Source organism: Duganella vulcania (assembly GCF_009857655.1).
Lineage (GTDB): Bacteria > Pseudomonadota > Gammaproteobacteria > Burkholderiales > Burkholderiaceae_D > Rugamonas > Rugamonas vulcania.
In genome coordinates this window covers 45699-62290 of record NZ_WWCX01000012.1, presented here as the reverse complement: position 1 = coordinate 62290, position 16592 = coordinate 45699, and the positions used below count along the sequence as shown (strand labels likewise).

The 16592-nt window shown below is 63.4% G+C and carries 13 protein-coding genes; 3 read left to right on the top strand and 10 right to left on the bottom strand.

What is annotated here, in order from left to right; all coding sequences use genetic code 11:
• Positions 1-14 precede the first annotated feature (14 nt).
• Positions 15-1979 (bottom strand): KGGVGR-motif variant AAA ATPase, encoded by a 1965-nt coding sequence (locus GTP90_RS10400; RefSeq protein WP_161083448.1) that lies wholly within the window; start codon positions 1977-1979, stop codon positions 15-17.
• A gap of 9 nt (positions 1980-1988) precedes the next feature.
• Positions 1989-2594 carry a toll/interleukin-1 receptor domain-containing protein gene (locus GTP90_RS10395; RefSeq protein ID WP_161083447.1) on the bottom strand — a complete coding sequence of 202 codons (606 nt, stop codon included), beginning with the start codon at positions 2592-2594 and terminating at the stop codon, positions 1989-1991.
• A 177-nt stretch (positions 2595-2771) separates the two neighbouring features.
• Between GTP90_RS10395 and GTP90_RS10390 the strand changes: the two genes are divergently transcribed.
• A complete protein-coding gene (locus tag GTP90_RS10390) occupies positions 2772-3746 on the top strand; it encodes an NADPH:quinone oxidoreductase family protein (RefSeq protein ID WP_161083446.1) in 975 nt (324 codons plus the stop codon).
• A gap of 58 nt (positions 3747-3804) precedes the next feature.
• On the opposite strand, the gene yoaA is transcribed toward GTP90_RS10390, so the two are convergent.
• Entirely contained in the window at positions 3805-5841 is a 2037-nt protein-coding gene (gene yoaA, locus GTP90_RS10385; RefSeq protein ID WP_175048043.1) for a DNA repair helicase YoaA, read from the bottom strand.
• Between the two features lie 30 nt (positions 5842-5871).
• Positions 5872-6072 (bottom strand): YdcH family protein, encoded by a 201-nt coding sequence (locus tag GTP90_RS10380; protein WP_008450659.1) that lies wholly within the window; start codon positions 6070-6072, stop codon positions 5872-5874.
• A 148-nt stretch (positions 6073-6220) separates the two neighbouring features.
• On the opposite strand from GTP90_RS10380, the gene GTP90_RS10375 reads away from it, so the two are divergent.
• Positions 6221-7024, top strand: coding sequence for a PP2C family protein-serine/threonine phosphatase (locus GTP90_RS10375; protein WP_161083445.1), 804 nt, complete (start codon positions 6221-6223; stop codon positions 7022-7024).
• A gap of 13 nt (positions 7025-7037) precedes the next feature.
• On the opposite strand, the gene GTP90_RS10370 is transcribed toward GTP90_RS10375, so the two are convergent.
• From GTP90_RS10370 to GTP90_RS10345, 6 genes are all read right to left on the bottom strand, one after another.
• Positions 7038-7760 (bottom strand): hypothetical protein, encoded by a 723-nt coding sequence (locus GTP90_RS10370; protein ID WP_254451811.1) that lies wholly within the window; start codon positions 7758-7760, stop codon positions 7038-7040.
• A 23-nt stretch (positions 7761-7783) separates the two neighbouring features.
• Positions 7784-8881 (bottom strand): cell division protein ZapE, encoded by a 1098-nt coding sequence (gene zapE / locus GTP90_RS10365; protein ID WP_161083444.1) that lies wholly within the window; start codon positions 8879-8881, stop codon positions 7784-7786.
• Between the two features lie 73 nt (positions 8882-8954).
• Positions 8955-10385 (bottom strand): dihydrolipoyl dehydrogenase, encoded by a 1431-nt coding sequence (gene lpdA, locus GTP90_RS10360; protein ID WP_161083443.1) that lies wholly within the window; start codon positions 10383-10385, stop codon positions 8955-8957.
• Between the two features lie 14 nt (positions 10386-10399).
• A complete protein-coding gene (locus GTP90_RS10355) occupies positions 10400-10711 on the bottom strand; it encodes a PspC domain-containing protein (RefSeq protein ID WP_161083442.1) in 312 nt (103 codons plus the stop codon).
• Positions 10712-10765: 54 nt separating this feature from the next.
• Entirely contained in the window at positions 10766-12016 is a 1251-nt protein-coding gene (gene odhB, locus GTP90_RS10350) for a 2-oxoglutarate dehydrogenase complex dihydrolipoyllysine-residue succinyltransferase (RefSeq protein WP_161083441.1), read from the bottom strand.
• 73 nt (positions 12017-12089) lie between these two features.
• Positions 12090-14945 carry a 2-oxoglutarate dehydrogenase E1 component gene (locus GTP90_RS10345; RefSeq protein WP_161083440.1) on the bottom strand — a complete coding sequence of 952 codons (2856 nt, stop codon included), beginning with the start codon at positions 14943-14945 and terminating at the stop codon, positions 12090-12092.
• A gap of 330 nt (positions 14946-15275) precedes the next feature.
• Here GTP90_RS10345 and GTP90_RS10340 point away from each other — a divergent pair, with 330 nt between their 5' ends.
• Complete coding sequence (locus GTP90_RS10340) at positions 15276-16589, top strand: leucine-rich repeat-containing protein kinase family protein (RefSeq protein WP_161083491.1); 1314 nt, start codon at positions 15276-15278, stop codon at positions 16587-16589.
• Positions 16590-16592: the final 3 nt, after the last annotated feature.

Here is a 16592-nt window from a genome sequence, read left to right as displayed (position 1 = left end):
CAGATAAATTTACGCTAGCGCGACGGCGGCCTCCCGACGGACAAATGACCGTCCAGCGCCATCAATTCCTCGGTGGCGCGGGTCCACAGGTCGCTCGGGTGGCGGCCGCTGCGCGGGCGGGGCTGCCGGGACAAGGCGTCGCCGTAGTCGGCCATGGCCACGTCCTGATGCAGCTCGGGCACCAGCACCGGCTCGCCGATCCGGCCAACCACCGGGCCGCCCAGCTGCGCGCGCACGTCGGCCAGTTGCGCGCGCGCCTTGCGGGTATCCGCGTGATCCGGCCCGAGACGCCGGAGCTGGGCCTGATAGACGGCGTCGAACAGGCTGCTGGCGGCGTCCAGCTCCTGCATCCGCAGCAAGGTGCACGCCAGCGCAGTCTTGCTGCGCAAGGTGTCGGCGTGCTCGGCGCCCAGCAGCCGCTTGCGGGCGGCCAGCACCTGCTCCTGCGCCGCGCGGGCCGGCTCGCTGTCGCCGCGCCGGAACAGGATGTCGGCCCGGTCGGCTTTGCAGGCCAGCGTCAGCAAGTGTTCCGGGCCCAGCAAGCGCAAGTAAACTTCCAGCACCGCGTCCATGATGGTCAGCGCCTCGGCCGGGCGCCCCTGCTGGGTCAGCGTCGCGGCCAGGTTGGCGCGCGCCGCCAGCGTATCGAGGTGCTCCGGCCCGAGCAGCCGCGTGCGCGCCTCGACAATACATTCTTCGAGGAACTGCGCCTCGTCCAGCTGCCCCTGCAGGCGCAGCACGCCGGCCAGGTTGCTCTTGCTCGCCAGCGTGTCGGGGTGGTCTTCGCTCAGCCCTCGCTGGCGCAAGCTCATGCTTTCCTCGAAACAGGTCAGCGCCTGACGCAGCCGGCCATCGCGGCGATACAGCTCGCCCAGCAGATTGAGGTCGCGCGCCAGCGGTTGCGACAGCGCGCGCACGCCGCCCTCGTCCAACGCCCGGCGGGAATCGCCGATGGAGGCCAGCAGATGGATCTCGCGGCTCGATTGCCATGGGAAATAACCTCCGGCCAGCCAGTCCAGCAAGGCTTCGAAGGTACGTGTCAGCGAGAAGCGGTCGCCGCCTTGGTCGATCCGCACCGCCAACTGCTCGCCGTAAGCGAAGGTGCGCGTCTGTTGCAGCTGCACTTCGTCGAAATAGCTCTCCAGCGACATCTGCGGCATGCCGTAACAGGAACTGAGCAGCTGTTCGAAGATCGGCTGGTAGCCCTGTATGCGCTGTTGCTGGTCGCCGCGCCGCCACTGGGCGCGCTGCACACTGTCGCTCATTTCGATGCGTGATGGCAGAGGATAGACCATCAATGGCCGCTGTTCATCCTCGTGGCTGCGGCGGTAGGCGGTTGCGCGCGTGACCAGGGCCTGCACGCCCTCCAGGCTCTGCCGGTTAGGCGTGAACACCACCACCAGCTTGCGCGGCAACAGGGTAGTGCAGATGCCGGCGCTGTCGGTACGGCCGGTGCGGGAATCGACCAGCACGTAACGGAAATACCGCGCCAGATTATCGGCGAAGCAGCGGAACAAGGCCGGGCAACTGTTGAACAGCTCGTCCCAGTGCATCGCAGCCAGACGCTCGCCGTAGCTGTCGTCGAAGCGGCCGGCGCGCATCAGGTACAACTGGCTGCCCTGGTCAACCCGGCTCACATATTGCTCCCAGCCGACGGCGGCCAGCACCTCCCGCGCCAGCTCGTCGCCGTCCAGCGCGGCGGCGCCCTTGCGGCGGCGCGCCAGTTGCTCACGGCAAGCCTCGAACAGCTCCAGAACACCCGGCTTGTCCTCGTGGTGGTCGAAATAGTGATGCAGCCCCGGCGCCTCCAGGTCCCAATCGATCATCAATACCGGGGTGGTGGCGTTTTGTTGACGCGCCAGCAACACCGCGATATTGGACAGGGCCATGGTGCGCCCGGTCCCGCCCTTGTAGGAATAAAAAGTGACAACTTCGCCGGTTCCAGTCAACGGCGGCAGCGACAAGGCAGTGATGTCCATGGCAAACCTTTAGCGTGGGAAGTGTGGAGGAGGAATGGCACGCCATTCCGGCGGAATATCCGGCATGACAAAACGTCCACAGTCATGCTCCGGCGGCGTGCATCGTTTTAAGTGGTGGTAATGCTGGGCAATGCGCAACACGATTTTTTCTATGTCTGGAAGAAACTCCGGGTTGGTTTTGAGGTCGCCACTGGCCAGCGTGTAGCGGGAGAAGTCCACGTACATGCCCGGCCCGGCGATTTGCGGCGGCAAGCCGTCCGGGTGGCGGGTCATGACAACCGGGATGATCAGGTGGCTGGGCAGCGCGTACCACTGCTTGCGCTCGCTTTCAATTAGTTGCATTGCTGCAAACTCGCGGCGGGTGTAGGGGTGCGCTTCGTACTTAGGTGTATAAATGACAATCATGCAGGCGCTCTCACACATCGCGCGCGCGATCTTCTGGTCGAGGTCGTCTCCGCCGCCGAGTTGCTCACTATCAACAAAGAGCTCGTTCTCGTTGTCGAAGTGGGGCTCCAGGTAACATTTGAGCGCTTCGATCAAATCGTTCTTGAACTTGCTCATGTACGCGTGATGGCCGTGTGCATAACTGAAAAAGCAGCCGTGACGGATAGTCATGACATCCTCCGTTGCCGCCCTACAGAGGTACGGCGTTTAACCAACTCTAACAATCCCCTCGGCAGACACCTTGAGCGAACGCAAACGTGCGATAGCCCGAACTTTGCGCAAACCGGTGGCGCTTTCGGGTATCATAAAAATCTAACGATCGTTCTATTTTTAACCAAGGAGACCACCATGAAAGCTGTCGTATGCCAGGCCTGGGGATTGCCGGACACCCTCGCCGTCCAGGAATTGCCCGACCCGCAAGCCGGTCCGGGACAGGTTGTGATTGATGTCAAAGCGGCCGGCGTCAACTTTCCGGACGTGCTCATCATTCAAGGCAAGTATCAATTCAAGCCGGAATTGCCCTTCGTTCCGGGCAGCGAAGTGGCCGGCGTGGTGCGCTCGGTTGCTGACGATGTGACAACTTTCAAGCCGGGCGACAAGGTCATCGCCTTCACTTCGACCGGTGGTTTTGGGCAACAATTAGTGGCGCCCGTGCAAGCCCTGGCGCCCATGCCGCCGGGCATGGATTTCGAGACGGCGGCCGCGATTACCCTCACCTACGGTACCTCGCATCATGCGGTGGTGGACCGGGCCGCGCTAAAAGCTGGCGAGACCATGCTAGTACTTGGCGCGGCTGGGGGTGTGGGGCTGGCCGCGATCGAGATAGGCAAAGCCCTTGGAGCCCGCATCATTGCTTGCGCTTCGACCGATGAGAAGCTGGAAGTGTGCAAGGCGCATGGCGCGGACGTGCTGATCAACTACAGCAAGGAGGATTTGCGCGAGGCGATCAAGGCGGCGACCGGCGGCAAGGGTCCAGACGTGATCTACGACCCGGTCGGCGGCCAATACGCGGAGCCGGCGTTCCGTTCGATCGCTTGGCGCGGACGTTACCTGGTGGTGGGATTCGCCAACGGCGAGATTCCGAAATTGCCGCTCAACCTGACCTTGCTGAAAGGCGCGTCACTGGTCGGCGTTTTCTGGGGCGAGTTCGTCAAGCGGGAGCCAAAGGCCAACCTGGCCGGCATGCGCCAGTTGATGGGGTGGTTGCAGGAGGGAAAGATCAAGCCGCATATTTCGGGCCGGTACAAACTGGAGGAGACGGTGCGGGCGTTGAACGATATGGCGGCCCGGAAGGTCACGGGCAAGGTGGTGATACTGCCGTAGCATCTTGCCAGCCGCCGCCATCCGGGGAGGTGGCGGCGGCAAGTTTTGATACTGAAAGTTACGAATCGGAATTCTTGTTTTTGAAGAATTCGATGACCTCGGCCTGCTCGCGGGTGCGTTTGAAGGACGGCAAACTCTGCCAGATCCGCTTGCCGTAGGGCTTGGAAATCACGCGCGGATCGCACAACATCAGCACGCCGCGGTCGCCTTCATCGCGGATCAGACGCCCTGCACCTTGCTTCAAGTTAATAATCGCCTCGGGCAAAGTGTGGTGCATAAAGCCATTTTTGCCCTGTTTTTCCATCACCTCGATGCGCGCGGCCAGCACCGGATCGTCCGGCGGCGCGAACGGAAGCTTGTCAATAATCACTAAAGACAGCGCATCGCCGCGCACGTCGACGCCTTCCCAGAAGCTTTGCGAGCCGATCAGCACCCCATTTCCAGCCTTGCGGAACTGGTCCAGCAGCTCGGTACGGCCCTTGTCGCCCTGGACAAACAGCGGATACGGCAGGCCGCGCTTCTCGAATTCGTCGCGCAAGCGCTCGGCCGCACGCTTCACGGCGCGCAAAGTCGTGCACAAAAGGAAGGTTTTTCCGCCCGCCGCCTCGATGACCGGCAGCGCATGGTCCAGCACGGCGTCGGTGTACCCCATGGAATTTGGGTCCGGCAAGCCTTGCGGCACGTACAAAATGCCCTGCTGCTCGTAGTTGAACGGGCTCGGCCAGGTCTTCGACGGCTCGCCGTCCAGCCCCATTTGCTCGGAAAAATGGCTGAAATCATTCTTCACCGCCAAGGTCGCGGAGGTGAAGATCCAGCTGCGCGGCACGCCTTCACGCTGGCCATTGAAGATCGGCGCGATCGACAAAGGCGTCTTGTGCAGCTGCAGGGACGACGCGTACGCCTCCACCCAGAACACCGCCTCGGCGCCCTTTTCCACCCGCGCCTTCGGATCGAATTTCCAATCAGCTAACTTTTGCGCCAGTTCCAGGCCGCGTTGGCGGCATTGTTCCAGCGTTTCAGCGCGCGCGGCCTGGGTTTCCAGCACCGCCAGCATGCCGTCCAGCTCGTCCTTGAGCGTCTGCAAGGCCGGGAAAAAGTCGCTCGACGGCGCGATCTGCGGCAGCGACAGGCGCACGATGTCCTGCGGGAACGTCAGGCGCAGGTCGCGGGCGGCCTTCTCCACCACCGTGACGACCTTGCCCCAGTCGGCGCCGTCGCGGGCATTGGACAAGCCTTCGGCCAGCACATCGCGGCACAGTTCCAGTACCTGCGAGGTCGAAAACGTGTCGCCAAAGAACAAGGTGGCGGTGTCGGGCAGCTGGTGCGCCTCATCGAAGATCACGGTATTGGCGGACGGCAGCAGTTCGGCGATGCCGGAATCCTTCAGCGCCACGTCGGCAAAGAACAGGTGGTGATTGACCACCACCACATCGGCCTGCTGCGCCTCCTTGCGCGCCTTCATTACGAAGCAATCCTGGTAATACTGGCACTCGGCGCCCATGCAATTGTCGCGGGTCGAGGTCACCAGGTTCCAGATCAGCGCGTTTTCCGGCACGCGGGCCAGCTCGGCCTTGTCGCCGGAGCTGGTCATTTTCAAAAAACGCGAGATTTCGCGCAGGTGGCCGACGTCGTCACGCGAGGTCATGCGGCCGTTCTGCAGCGTGCGCTCCAGGTGATAGTGGCAGACGTAGTTCGAACGCCCCTTCAGCAAGGCCACCGACACCGGCGCCTGCAAGGCGGCGCGCACGGTCGGGATGTCGCGCAGGAACAACTGGTCCTGCAAGTTCTTGGTGCCGGTGGAAACGATGGTCTTGCCGCCCCACAGCAGCGCCGGCACCAGGTAGGCGAAGGTCTTGCCCGTGCCCGTGCCGGCCTCGGCGATCAGCGTGGTCTGGTTGGCGATGGCGTCCGCCACCGCCTTGGCCATCTCGGTCTGCGAGCGGCGCGGGCGGTAATCGCCGACAGCCGGACCCAACGGCCCGCCGGCGCCAAACAGGCGCTCGACCTCGGCATCGTGTTTTCCGGGGGGCTGATCGGGTGTGGCGCCGACTACGGCGGGGATGGTGTCGGCGGGCGTGGGAAGCTGTTCGGTCAAAATATACTTAGTTGGGGCACTGAGCCGGACTCAGGCCGGAACGTCGGGCACTAGTTGCATTTTCAGCAGAGTGATATGGTCTTTTAATTGCAGCTTGCGCTTTTTGAGGCGGCGCAATTGCAGTTGATCGTGATGGCCATCCAGCGTGAGCATGTCGATGACCGCGTCCAGATCGCGGTGTTCGACGTCGAGTTCTATCAGACGACGCTGGATATCTTGTACATCAGTCATAATTCTCGGTCTTTACTCACACAAATAGTTTCACTGAAACAACAAATATCTTGCAAACAAACTGCGGCACGGTGCATAGTTTAATCTACGGCGGCCCCGCCGCCAACATAATGATCGCGCGCCCGCCGACTAGGATACAGTGTTGCTTATGAGCGCATACAAAATCGAAGCCGGCACCGCCCAGCACATCGGAAACCGATCCCAGCAAAACGACCGGGTGGGCCTGTACACGGCCGCCCAGGCGCCCGGCTATGTGATGGCTGTGCTGGCCGACGGCAACCACAGCGCCATCGGTTCGGACCAGGCGCTGCTGACCGCCAAGCACCTGTTCGACGAGTTGCGCGTCGGCGACACGCCCAGCATCCCGCGCCTGCAGGACTTGATGCGGGCCATTGCCGAGGAGGCGCACCAGGTCATCAAGATGAATCCCATTGCCAAGACCGTCGAGCCGCAAAGCGCGCTGGCGATGATGGTGCTGACGCCAGCCGGCCAGGTGGTGTGGGGCCATGTCGGCGATGCGCGGGTGTACCGCTTTGCCGGCGAGGCCTGCGCCATGCGCAGCAACGACGGCGCCTACATCGAGCATCTGGTCAACGAAGACAAGCTGCCGCTGGAGGCGGCAAAGAAGCACCGTGGCTCCAAGCTGCTCAACAACGCGCTGGGCAACAGCTTCAAGTCGCCCTTCGTCACGGTCGGCTATCACGAGGGCTTGCAGGCCGGCGATTCGCTCCTGCTGTGCTCGGACGGCCTGTGGCAATTGTTCAAGGATACGGAACTGGCGGCGGCGGTGGCCCGCAACACGCCGCGCCAGGCGGCCGAACGCCTGATCGGCAAGGCCGGCGAACGCGCCCAGGGCAAGGGCGACAACTGCTCGATGGCCATCATCAAGCTGGTCGAGCAGCCCAGGGACATACCGAACTACACCATACAGAAAATGCGCCGCGCGGTGTGACGCGCGGCTCCGCTTACTGCTTCTTGGCGGCCGCTGCGGCCTCGGCGGCGTCGGCCTTCTTCTTCTCCGACGCTTCGTGGGCGGCGCGCTTGGCGTCGCTGTCGGCCTTCTTCTTGGCCACTTGCGCCTTGCGTTTTTCCGACTCGGCCTGCTTCTTCTCAAACGCCGCGACATTGGCTGCGCGCTTGCCGGCGTCGGCCGCGTCCTGCGCCGCCTGGCGCTGGACCTTGGCAGCATGCTCGGCCTCGCGGTCCACCACCGGCTTGCCTGCGTTGGGCGCCGGACGCGGCGTGTCGTCCACAACCTTGGCTTCCTTCGGCGGCATGGCGGCGCGCTGCGCTTCCTCTTCCGCGTCCTTGCGGGCGCGCACAGCCAGGTCGGCATCGCGCTTCTCGACCGAATCGGCGCGCTTGAAATGCTCGGCCTCCACCTCGGTGGCGCGCAGCTTGGCCAGCGCGGCGCGGCGTTTTTCCTTGGCCTTGTCCAGGCAGTAGTTGACGAAGAACTTGTCGTAGCACACGCGCTCGCTGGCGGCGAATTCGTCGTGGACCGCCGCGCGGTCCCTGGCCACCTGCTGCAGCGTGGCGTTGGCCTGCTCGACCGAACGGGTCGGCTGCGGCGCGGCGGCCGTCGACGGCTCGGCGGTCTGGGCCTGCACCGGCGCGGCCAGCGCCGCCAGGGCCGCCAAGGCGGCAGCCGCGATCATCTCGCCCAGCGGTTTCAAACTTGGTCTCATATTTTTATCCTGTTGCAGCTCACTTAGGCCAGCGCACCGGCCGCGGCGCGCTGCTCTTTATCCATGTACTCGCGCGATTGCATCTCGACGATGCGCGATACCGTGCGGTGAAATTCGTTGGCCAAGGTGCCGTTGGTGTAGAGCTCTTCGGGCTCCACCTCGGCCGACATCAGCAGCTTGACGCCCTGGTCGTAGAACACGTCGATCAGCCAGGTAAAGCGCCGCGCCTCCGACGACATCGCGGCCGACATCATCGGAATCCCGGACAATATCACGGTATGGAAGCGGCTGGCGATTTCCAGGTAATCGTTCTGCGAGCGGGGGCCGCCGCACAGCGTGTTGAAGTCGAACCAGATGGTGGTGCCGGCGCGGCGCAGCGCGCGGATCTCGCGCGCCTCGATGCGCACCACCGGATCCTCGTCGGCGCTCTCGGCGATGCTGGCGTAGGCTTCGCGCAGCAGGCGGTCGGTGTGGGCGTTGAGCGGCGTCAGGTAGGAATCGACCTGCTCCAGCGCGCGGCCGCGGTAGTCGACGCCGGCGTCGATATTCATCACGTCCAGCTTGTCGTACAGCAGCTGGATGGTGGGCAGGATGCGGTCGCGGTGCAGGCCGTCCGGATACAGCAGCTTCGGATCGTAGTTCGAGGTCATGATGAAGGACACGCCGTTGTCGAACAGCGCCTTCAACAGGTTGTACATGATCATGGCGTCGGCCACGTCGGAGATGTGGAACTCGTCGAAGCAGATCAATCGGTATTTCTTGGCGATGCGCCTGGCCACCTCGTCCAGCGGATTGGCCACGCCGGTCAGCTCGTCGAGCTGGCGGTGCACGCCGCGCATGAACTCGTGGAAGTGCAGGCGCGTCTTGCGCACCAGCGGCACCACGGAATAGAAGGAATCCATCAGGAAGGACTTGCCGCGCCCCACCCCGCCCCACATGTACACGCCCTTCGGCACGTCGGGACGGTTGATCAGGCGCTTGAAGGTGGACGAACGCTGGCCCTTGTAGGCCACCCACTCGTCATAGCACTGTTGCAGGCGGTCGACCGCGCGGCGCTGGGCTGCATCGGCCTTGAAATTGCGCTCTTGCAGCGCGTGCTGATAAAACTCTTCGACGTTCATGGGGTTCGGTTCTGTGCTGCGCAAATAAAAAGGGCGGACCGCAGTCCGCCCGCAGTCCGCTTACTGGTGCTGCTTAGAAGTTCAGCGTGCGCTTGTCGATCGCCAGCGCGGCTTCCTTGGTCGCTTCCGACAGCGATGGGTGGGCGTGGCAGATGCGCGCGATGTCTTCAGCCGAAGCCTTGAACTCCATCGCCACCACGGCTTCGGAGATCAGCTCGGAAGCCATCGGTCCGATGATGTGCACGCCCAGGATTTCGTCGGTGGCAGCATCGGCCAGGAACTTGACCATGCCCGAGGTATCGCCCAGCGCGCGTGCGCGGCCGTTGGCCAGGAACGGGAAGGTGCCGGCCTTGTAGGCGACGCCGTCGGCCTTCAGTTGCTGCTCGGTGCGGCCCACCCACGCGATTTCCGGCGAGGTGTAGATGACCCAAGGGATGGTGTTGAAGTTGGTGTGGCCGTGCTGGCCAGCCATGCGCTCTGCAACGGCAACGCCTTCTTCTTCCGCCTTGTGCGCCAGCATCGGGCCGCGTACCACGTCGCCCACTGCCCAGACGCCTGGCAGGTTGGTCTTGCAGTCGTCGTCGACGGCCACGAAACCACGCTCGTCCAGTTTCAGGCCAACCTTGTCCGCGGCCAGGCCATCGGTGTTCGGGGTGCGGCCGATCGAGACGATCAGCTTGTCGAACACGGCGGTCTGCGCTTCGCCCTTGGCGTTTTCGTAGGCCACGGTGACGTTGTCGGCGCCCTTGGTGATGCTGCCGATCTTGCAGCCCAGGTTGATGTTCAGGCCCTGCTTGGCGAACAGCTTGCCGGCTTCCTTGGCGATCTGCTCATCGACCGCGCCCAGGAACACAGGCAGGCCTTCCAGCACGGTCACTTCGGCACCCAGGCGGCGCCATACGGAACCCATTTCCAGGCCGATCACGCCGGCGCCGATCACGCCCAGCTTCTTCGGCACGTCGCCGATGGTCAGCGCGCCGGTGTTCGACAGGATCAGTTTTTCATCGAACTCTGCACCAGGCAGCGCGCGCGCGTTGGAGCCGGTGGCGATGATGACTTGCTTGGCGTTGATGGTCTCGTTGGCTGGCGCGGAGATGGTCAGCGGGTAGCCGTCGGCGGTGGCGGCGCCGGCGAACGCAGCGCGGCCGTGGAAGAAGGTGACCTTGTTTTTCTTGAACAGGAACAGGATGCCGTCGTTGTTCTGCTTCACAACGGTGTCTTTACGCTTGATCATTTGCGGCAGGTTCAGCGACAGGCCGGCGACATCGATGCCGTGGTCCTTGAACGCGTGGCCGGCGTGCTCGAAGTGCTCGGACGATTGCAGCAGCGCTTTCGACGGGATGCAACCGACGTTGGTGCAGGTGCCGCCAGGAGCAGGACCGCCCTTTTCATTGACCCATGCGTCGACGCAGGCGACCGAGAAACCCAGTTGTGCCGCGCGGATGGCGGCGATGTAACCGCCAGGACCGGCGCCGATGACTACTACGTCAAATTGTTTACTCATTTTTTATTTTCCAATCAGTTCTCTTCTGGTACGAAAATCCATAGCAGAATGTAGATGGCGAGTCCGAAGCCAAAGGTCAGCACGAACAGTACGAACAGCAAGCGCCAGATCCAGGATTCGACCCCGGTGATCTGACCCAGTCCGCCACACACGCCACCCAGCCAGCGGTCGGTGTTCGAGCGGCGCAATCGGGTGATGTCGTTGGCGATGCCGGGCGCTGCTTCCTTGTCCAGCAACTTGGCTTTGGCGGAGGCGAACTCCTCGTCCGACAGCGCGCCAGCCTGGTGCAGTTCGTGCAACCGTTTGATTTCTTCAGATACGCTCATTGATGACCCTCTGAAAATTCCCCAGGCCCGGACGGGCCTGGGGATGTGGCGGTATTACAGGTCCAGCAGCAGGCGGGCTGGATCTTCCAGCGCCTCTTTCATCGCGACCAGGCCCAGCACGGCTTCGCGGCCGTCGATGATGCGGTGGTCGTAGGACATCGCCAGGTAGTTCATCGGACGGATCACGATCTGGCCGTTTTCAACCACAGCGCGGTCCTTGGTCGCGTGCACGCCCAGGATGGCCGATTGTGGCGGGTTGATGATCGGGGTCGACAGCATGGAGCCGAAGGTGCCGCCGTTCGAGATCGAGAAGGTGCCGCCGGTCAGGTCGTCCAGGGTCAGCTTGCCTTCCTTGGCTTTGGCGCCGAATTCGCCGATTTTCTTCTCGATGTCGGCGATCGACATCTGGTCGGCGTTGCGCAGGATAGGCACGACCAGGCCGCGTGGCGAACCAACCGCGATACCGATGTCGAAGTAGCCGTGGTAGACGATGTCGTTGCCGTCGACCGATGCGTTGATGATCGGGTATTTCTTCAGCGCGGCAACGGCGGCCTTGACGAAGAAGGACATGAAGCCCAGCTTGACGCCGTGCTCTTTCTCGAACTTGTCCTTGTACTTGTTGCGCAGATCCATCACTGGCGCCATGTTCACTTCATTGAACGTGGTCAGGATGGCGTTGGTCGATTGCGATTGCAGCAGGCGCTCGGCGATACGTGCGCGCAGGCGGCTCATCGGCACGCGCTCTTCCGGACGCTCGCCCAGGCTGGCGATCGCAGGCGCGGCAACTTGCTGCAGCGCTGGCTTGGCAGCTGCTGGCGCCAGCGGCGCAACGGCTGGAGCCTTGGCGCCGGCGGCCAGGGCGTCGCCCTTGGTCACGCGGCCGTCTTTGCCCGAACCGGCGACATCGCCAGCGCTCAGGCCTTTTTCCGACAGGATCTTGGCGGCGGCTGGCATGGCCACGTCGCCTTTCGAACCACCGGTGGCGGCGGCTGCGGCTGCTGGTGCAGGTGCGGCGGCTGGAGCAGGAGCGGCTGCGGCTGCTGGAGCGGCAACGGCGGCGGCGCCGTCGGTGTCGATGATAGCGATCAGTTCGTCAGCAACCACGGTGCTGCCGTCGCCCTTGATGATCTTGACCAGCACGCCAGCGGCTGGCGCCGGCAGTTCCAGAACAACTTTATCGGTTTCGATGTCAATCAGGTTCTCGTCGCGGGCGACTGCTTCGCCCACTTTTTTATGCCAGGTCAGCATGGTTGCTTCTGCTACCGATTCCGACAGCTGGGGGACTTTGACTTCGATTTGTGCCATGTAAAACTCCGTATATTTTGTTATTGCGGCGCCGCCCCGCGTAGCAGGGCGGCGCTCCGTCAGTAAGTGATGCTTATTTGGTCAGGATGAAACCTTTGAGCTTCGAGAACGCCGTCTCCAGCAGGTCTTTTTGCTGGGCGTAGTGCTTGTCGTAGTAGCCGACAGCCGGCGATGCCGACGCTGGGCGGCCGGCGTACGCCAGGCGCTGGCCTGCGTCCATGCTCTCGAAGATGTTGTGCTGAATCTGGAACCATGGGCCCTGATTCTGCGGCTCGTCCTGCGCCCACACCACTTCCGCCAGGTTCGGGAACTTCTTCAGTTCGGCGGCGAACGATTTGTGCGGGAACGGATACAGCTGCTCGACGCGGATGATGGCGGTGTCGGTCTGGCCACGGGTCTTGCGTGCGTTGACCAGGTCGTAGTAGACCTTGCCCGAGCAGGCGACCACGCGCTTGACTTTCTTGGCGTCGATTTTCTCGTCGACTTCGCCGATCACGGTCTGGAACGCGCCCTTGGCCAGCTCGTTCAGCGAGGAACCAGCGTCCTTGTTACGCAGCAGCGATTTAGGCGTCAGGATCACCAGCGGCTTACGGAACTGGCGCACCATCTGGCGGCGCAGCACGTGGAAGATCTGCGACGCGGTGGTCGGCTGGACCACTTGCATGTTGTTGTCTGCGCACAGCTGCAGGAAACGTTCCGGACGCGCGGACGAGTGCTCGGGACCCTGGCCTTCGTAACCGTGCGGCAGCATCATGACCAGGCCCGAAGCGCGGCCCCACTTCACTTCGCCGGAGCTGATGAACTGGTCGATCACCACTTGCGCGCCGTTGACGAAGTCGCCGAACTGGGCTTCCCAGATCGTCAGCGTGTTTGGTTCCGCGGTCGAGTAGCCGTATTCGAAGCCCAGCACCGCCTCTTCGGACAGCACGGAGTCGATCACGGTGAACGGTGCCTGGCCTTCGGCGATGTTCTGCAGCGGCACGTAGGTGCCCGCATCCCAACGCTCGCGGTTCTGGTCGTGCAGCACGGCGTGGCGGTGCACGAAGGTGCCGCGGCCGGCGTCCTGGCCGGTCAGGCGCACTGCGTAGCCCGAAGCGACCAGCGATGCGTAGGCCAGGTGTTCGCCCATGCCCCAGTCCAGGTTCAGTTCGCCCTTGCCCATGTTGGCGCGGTCAGCCAGTACCTTCTCGACCAGCGAGTGTACTTTGAAGCCTTCAGGCACGGTGGTGATGCGGCCGGCCAGGCGTTTCAGTTCGGTCATCGGCACGGCGGTGTCGGCCGAGTCGGTCCACTTGCGGTTCAGGAACGGCAGCCAATCGACCGCGAACTTGTTCTTGAAGTTGGAGATCACTGGATCGATGGTGTGCTTGCCGGCGTCCATCGCATCGCGATAGGCAGCCTGCATCTGCTCGCCGCCATCGGCCGGGATCACGGTCTGCGTCACCAGCTTGTCCGCGTACAGCTTGCGGGTGCCTGGGTGCTGGCCGATTTTCTTGTACATCAGCGGCTGGGTCAGCGCTGGGGTGTCTTGCTCGTTGTGGCCCAGTTTGCGGTAGCAGATGATGTCGACAACGATATCCTTCTGGAACTGCAGACGGTAGTCCATGGCGATCTGCGAAGCCAGAACCACGGCTTCAGGATCGTCGGCGTTCACGTGCAGCACCGGTGCTTCGATCATCTTGACGACGTCCGAGCAGTAGATGGTGGAACGCGCATCGCGCGGATCCGACGTGGTGAAGCCGATCTGGTTGTTGATGACGATGTGCACCGTGCCGCCCGTGCCGTAGCCGCGGGTCTGCGCCAGGTTCAGGGTTTCCATCACAACGCCCTGGCCTGCGAACGCGGCGTCGCCGTGCACCAGGATAGGCAGCACTTGCTTGCCCAGGGTGTCGCCGCGACGGTCCATGCGCGCCTTGACCGAACCTTCAACCACAGGGTTGACGATTTCCAGGTGCGACGGGTTGAACGCCAGCGACAGGTGGACAGGACCGCCGGCGGTCGAGATGTCCGACGAGAAGCCCTGGTGGTATTTGACGTCGCCGGCTGGCAGGTCGTCGCCGTGCTTGCCTTCGAATTCTTCGAACAGTTCCTTCGGTGCCTTGCCCAGGGTGTTGACCAGCACGTTCAGGCGGCCGCGGTGGGCCATGCCGATAACGATCTCCTGCACGCCTTTTTCGCCGGCGCGCTGGATGATTTCATCGATCGAGGCGATGAAGGTTTCGCCGCCTTCCAGCGAGAAGCGCTTCTGGCCGACGTATTTGGTGTGGAGGTAGCGTTCCAGGCCTTCGGCCGCGGTCAGGCGCTCCAGGATGTGCTTTTTCTTTTCCGGCGTGAAGTTCGGGGTCGAGCGGATCGATTCCAGGCGTTCCTGCAGCCAGCGCTTTTCAGCCGGGTCGGAGATGTACATGTACTCCGCGCCGATCGAGCGGGTGTAGGTGTCGCGCAGGAAGTTCAGCAGGTCGCGCAGGGTCGCGGTCTCAGGGCCGAAGTAGGTGTTGCTGATGTTGAACACGGTGTCCATGTCCGCATCGGTGAAGCCGTAGAAGCTCGGGTCCAGCTCAGGGATGGACGGACGCTCCTGGCGCTGCAGCGGATCCAGGTTGGCCCAACGGGAACCCAGGTAGCGGTAAGCGGCGATCAGCTGGGTGGCGGCGACGCGCTTGCGGCCCATTTCAGCGTCGGCGGAGGCAACCACGGTGCGGATCGGGCCGGCTTTCGCGCGTTCGGCGAAGGAGGCGATGACCGAAGCGTGGGCGACGTCTGGTTTATTGGAACCGTCGACGGCCGGCACGTGTTGCATGGCGTCGAAGTAGGCGCGCCAGTTGTCTGGCACGGAACCTGGGTTGTTGAGGTACGCCTCGTACAGTTCTTCGACGTACGGTGCGTTCCCACCAAACAGGTAGGAATTGGACGTAGATTGTTGCATCATCTTGCTCACCTTTCTTCGCGCTTCGCGAGGAATTAGCGGGTTAATCTAACCTTCCGCGACACGGCCTGACCGGTTAGCGGATTGCACATCAAGTTGTGGGGAAGGGCTATAGTTCTTCAGGTACTACAAAATCGGGTCATTCAGGATAGCACCGGTATTGTATCCCAACAACCATTTATTCGACAGAAACCGTAACAAATCTTACGATATTAATCTTCGCTTAAGCCGCATGACTGCTCGGCTTGCCGGGAATGTTTTCATATTTTTAACGTCCTCTGGCGCCGGCCGCCGAGGCTGTAGAATGGCGCTTTGCCATCCCGCCCCACCTTCATGCACACCCTAGAGCAGCTACGCGCCGGAGCGCTGGCCGGCATCGTCCGCCTGCAACTATCCTGCGGCCTGACCGAGTTCCCCGACGAGATATTCACGCTGGCCGATACGCTGGAAATCCTCGACCTGTCCAACAATGCCCTGTCCTCGCTGCCGGACGATTTGCCGCGCCTGCACAAGCTGCGGGTGATCTTTTGCTCGGGCAACCGGTTCACCACGTTGCCGGCGGTGCTGGGCGAGTGCCCGGCGTTGACGATGATAGGCTTCAAAAGCAACCAGATACGCGAGGTTCCGGCAGCAGCGCTGCCGCCGCAGCTGCGCTGGCTGATCCTGACCGACAACCGTGTCGAGGCGCTGCCCGCCGCCATCGGCCGCTGCGGGGACCTGCAAAAGCTGATGCTGGCGGGGAACCGGCTGAGCGCCCTGCCGCCGGAACTGGCCGCCTGCACGCGACTGGAATTGCTGCGCATCGCCGCCAACCGCCTGACCGCACTGCCGGCCTGGCTGCTCGACATGCCGCGCCTGTCGTGGCTGGCTTTTGCCGGCAATCCCTTCTGCGAGGCGGACGAGCAAGCGGCCGATGCCGGCGCGGGCATCGCCGGCATCGGCTGGGATCAGCTCCAGCTTCAGCGGAAACTGGGCGAAGGCGCATCCGGCGTGATCCACCAGGCCGCGCTGCGGCACGCCGGCGGCGAGCAGGCTGTGGCGGTCAAGATGTTCAAGGGCGCCGTCACCAGCGACGGCCTGCCACGTTGCGAGATGACGGCGTGCGTCAGCTCGGGCGACCACCCCAACCTGATCCCCGTGCTGGGCGAGGTGCTGGGCCACCCGGACGGCGCCAGCGGGTGCGTGATGCCGCTGATCGATCCCGGCTTCGGCAACCTGGCCGGCCCGCCCAGCCTGGAGAGCTGCACCCGCGACACCTACCCGGACGGCAAGCGTTTCAGTCCAGCGGAATTGTTCGGCATCGCGGGCGGCGTCGCCTCGGCGGCGCGGCACTTGCACCAGCGCGGCATCATGCACGGCGACCTGTACGGCCACAACATACTGCATTGCGGCCGGGGCCGCAGCCTGCTGGGCGACTTCGGCGCGGCCTCGCTGTTCGCGCCGCAAGCGCCGCACGCGGCCGGGTTGCAACGGCTGGAAGTGCGCGCCTTCGGCCTGTTGCTGGACGAGCTGATGGCGCGTTGCGAACTGCCGGTCGCGCAGCAGGCGGCGCTGGCGGCGCTGCAGGCAGCCTGCGTTGTGGAAGATGCCGCCGCCCGTCCGTCGCTGGCGGAAGTGGAGCGCAGGATCGCCGCGCTGCTGGCCTGACGC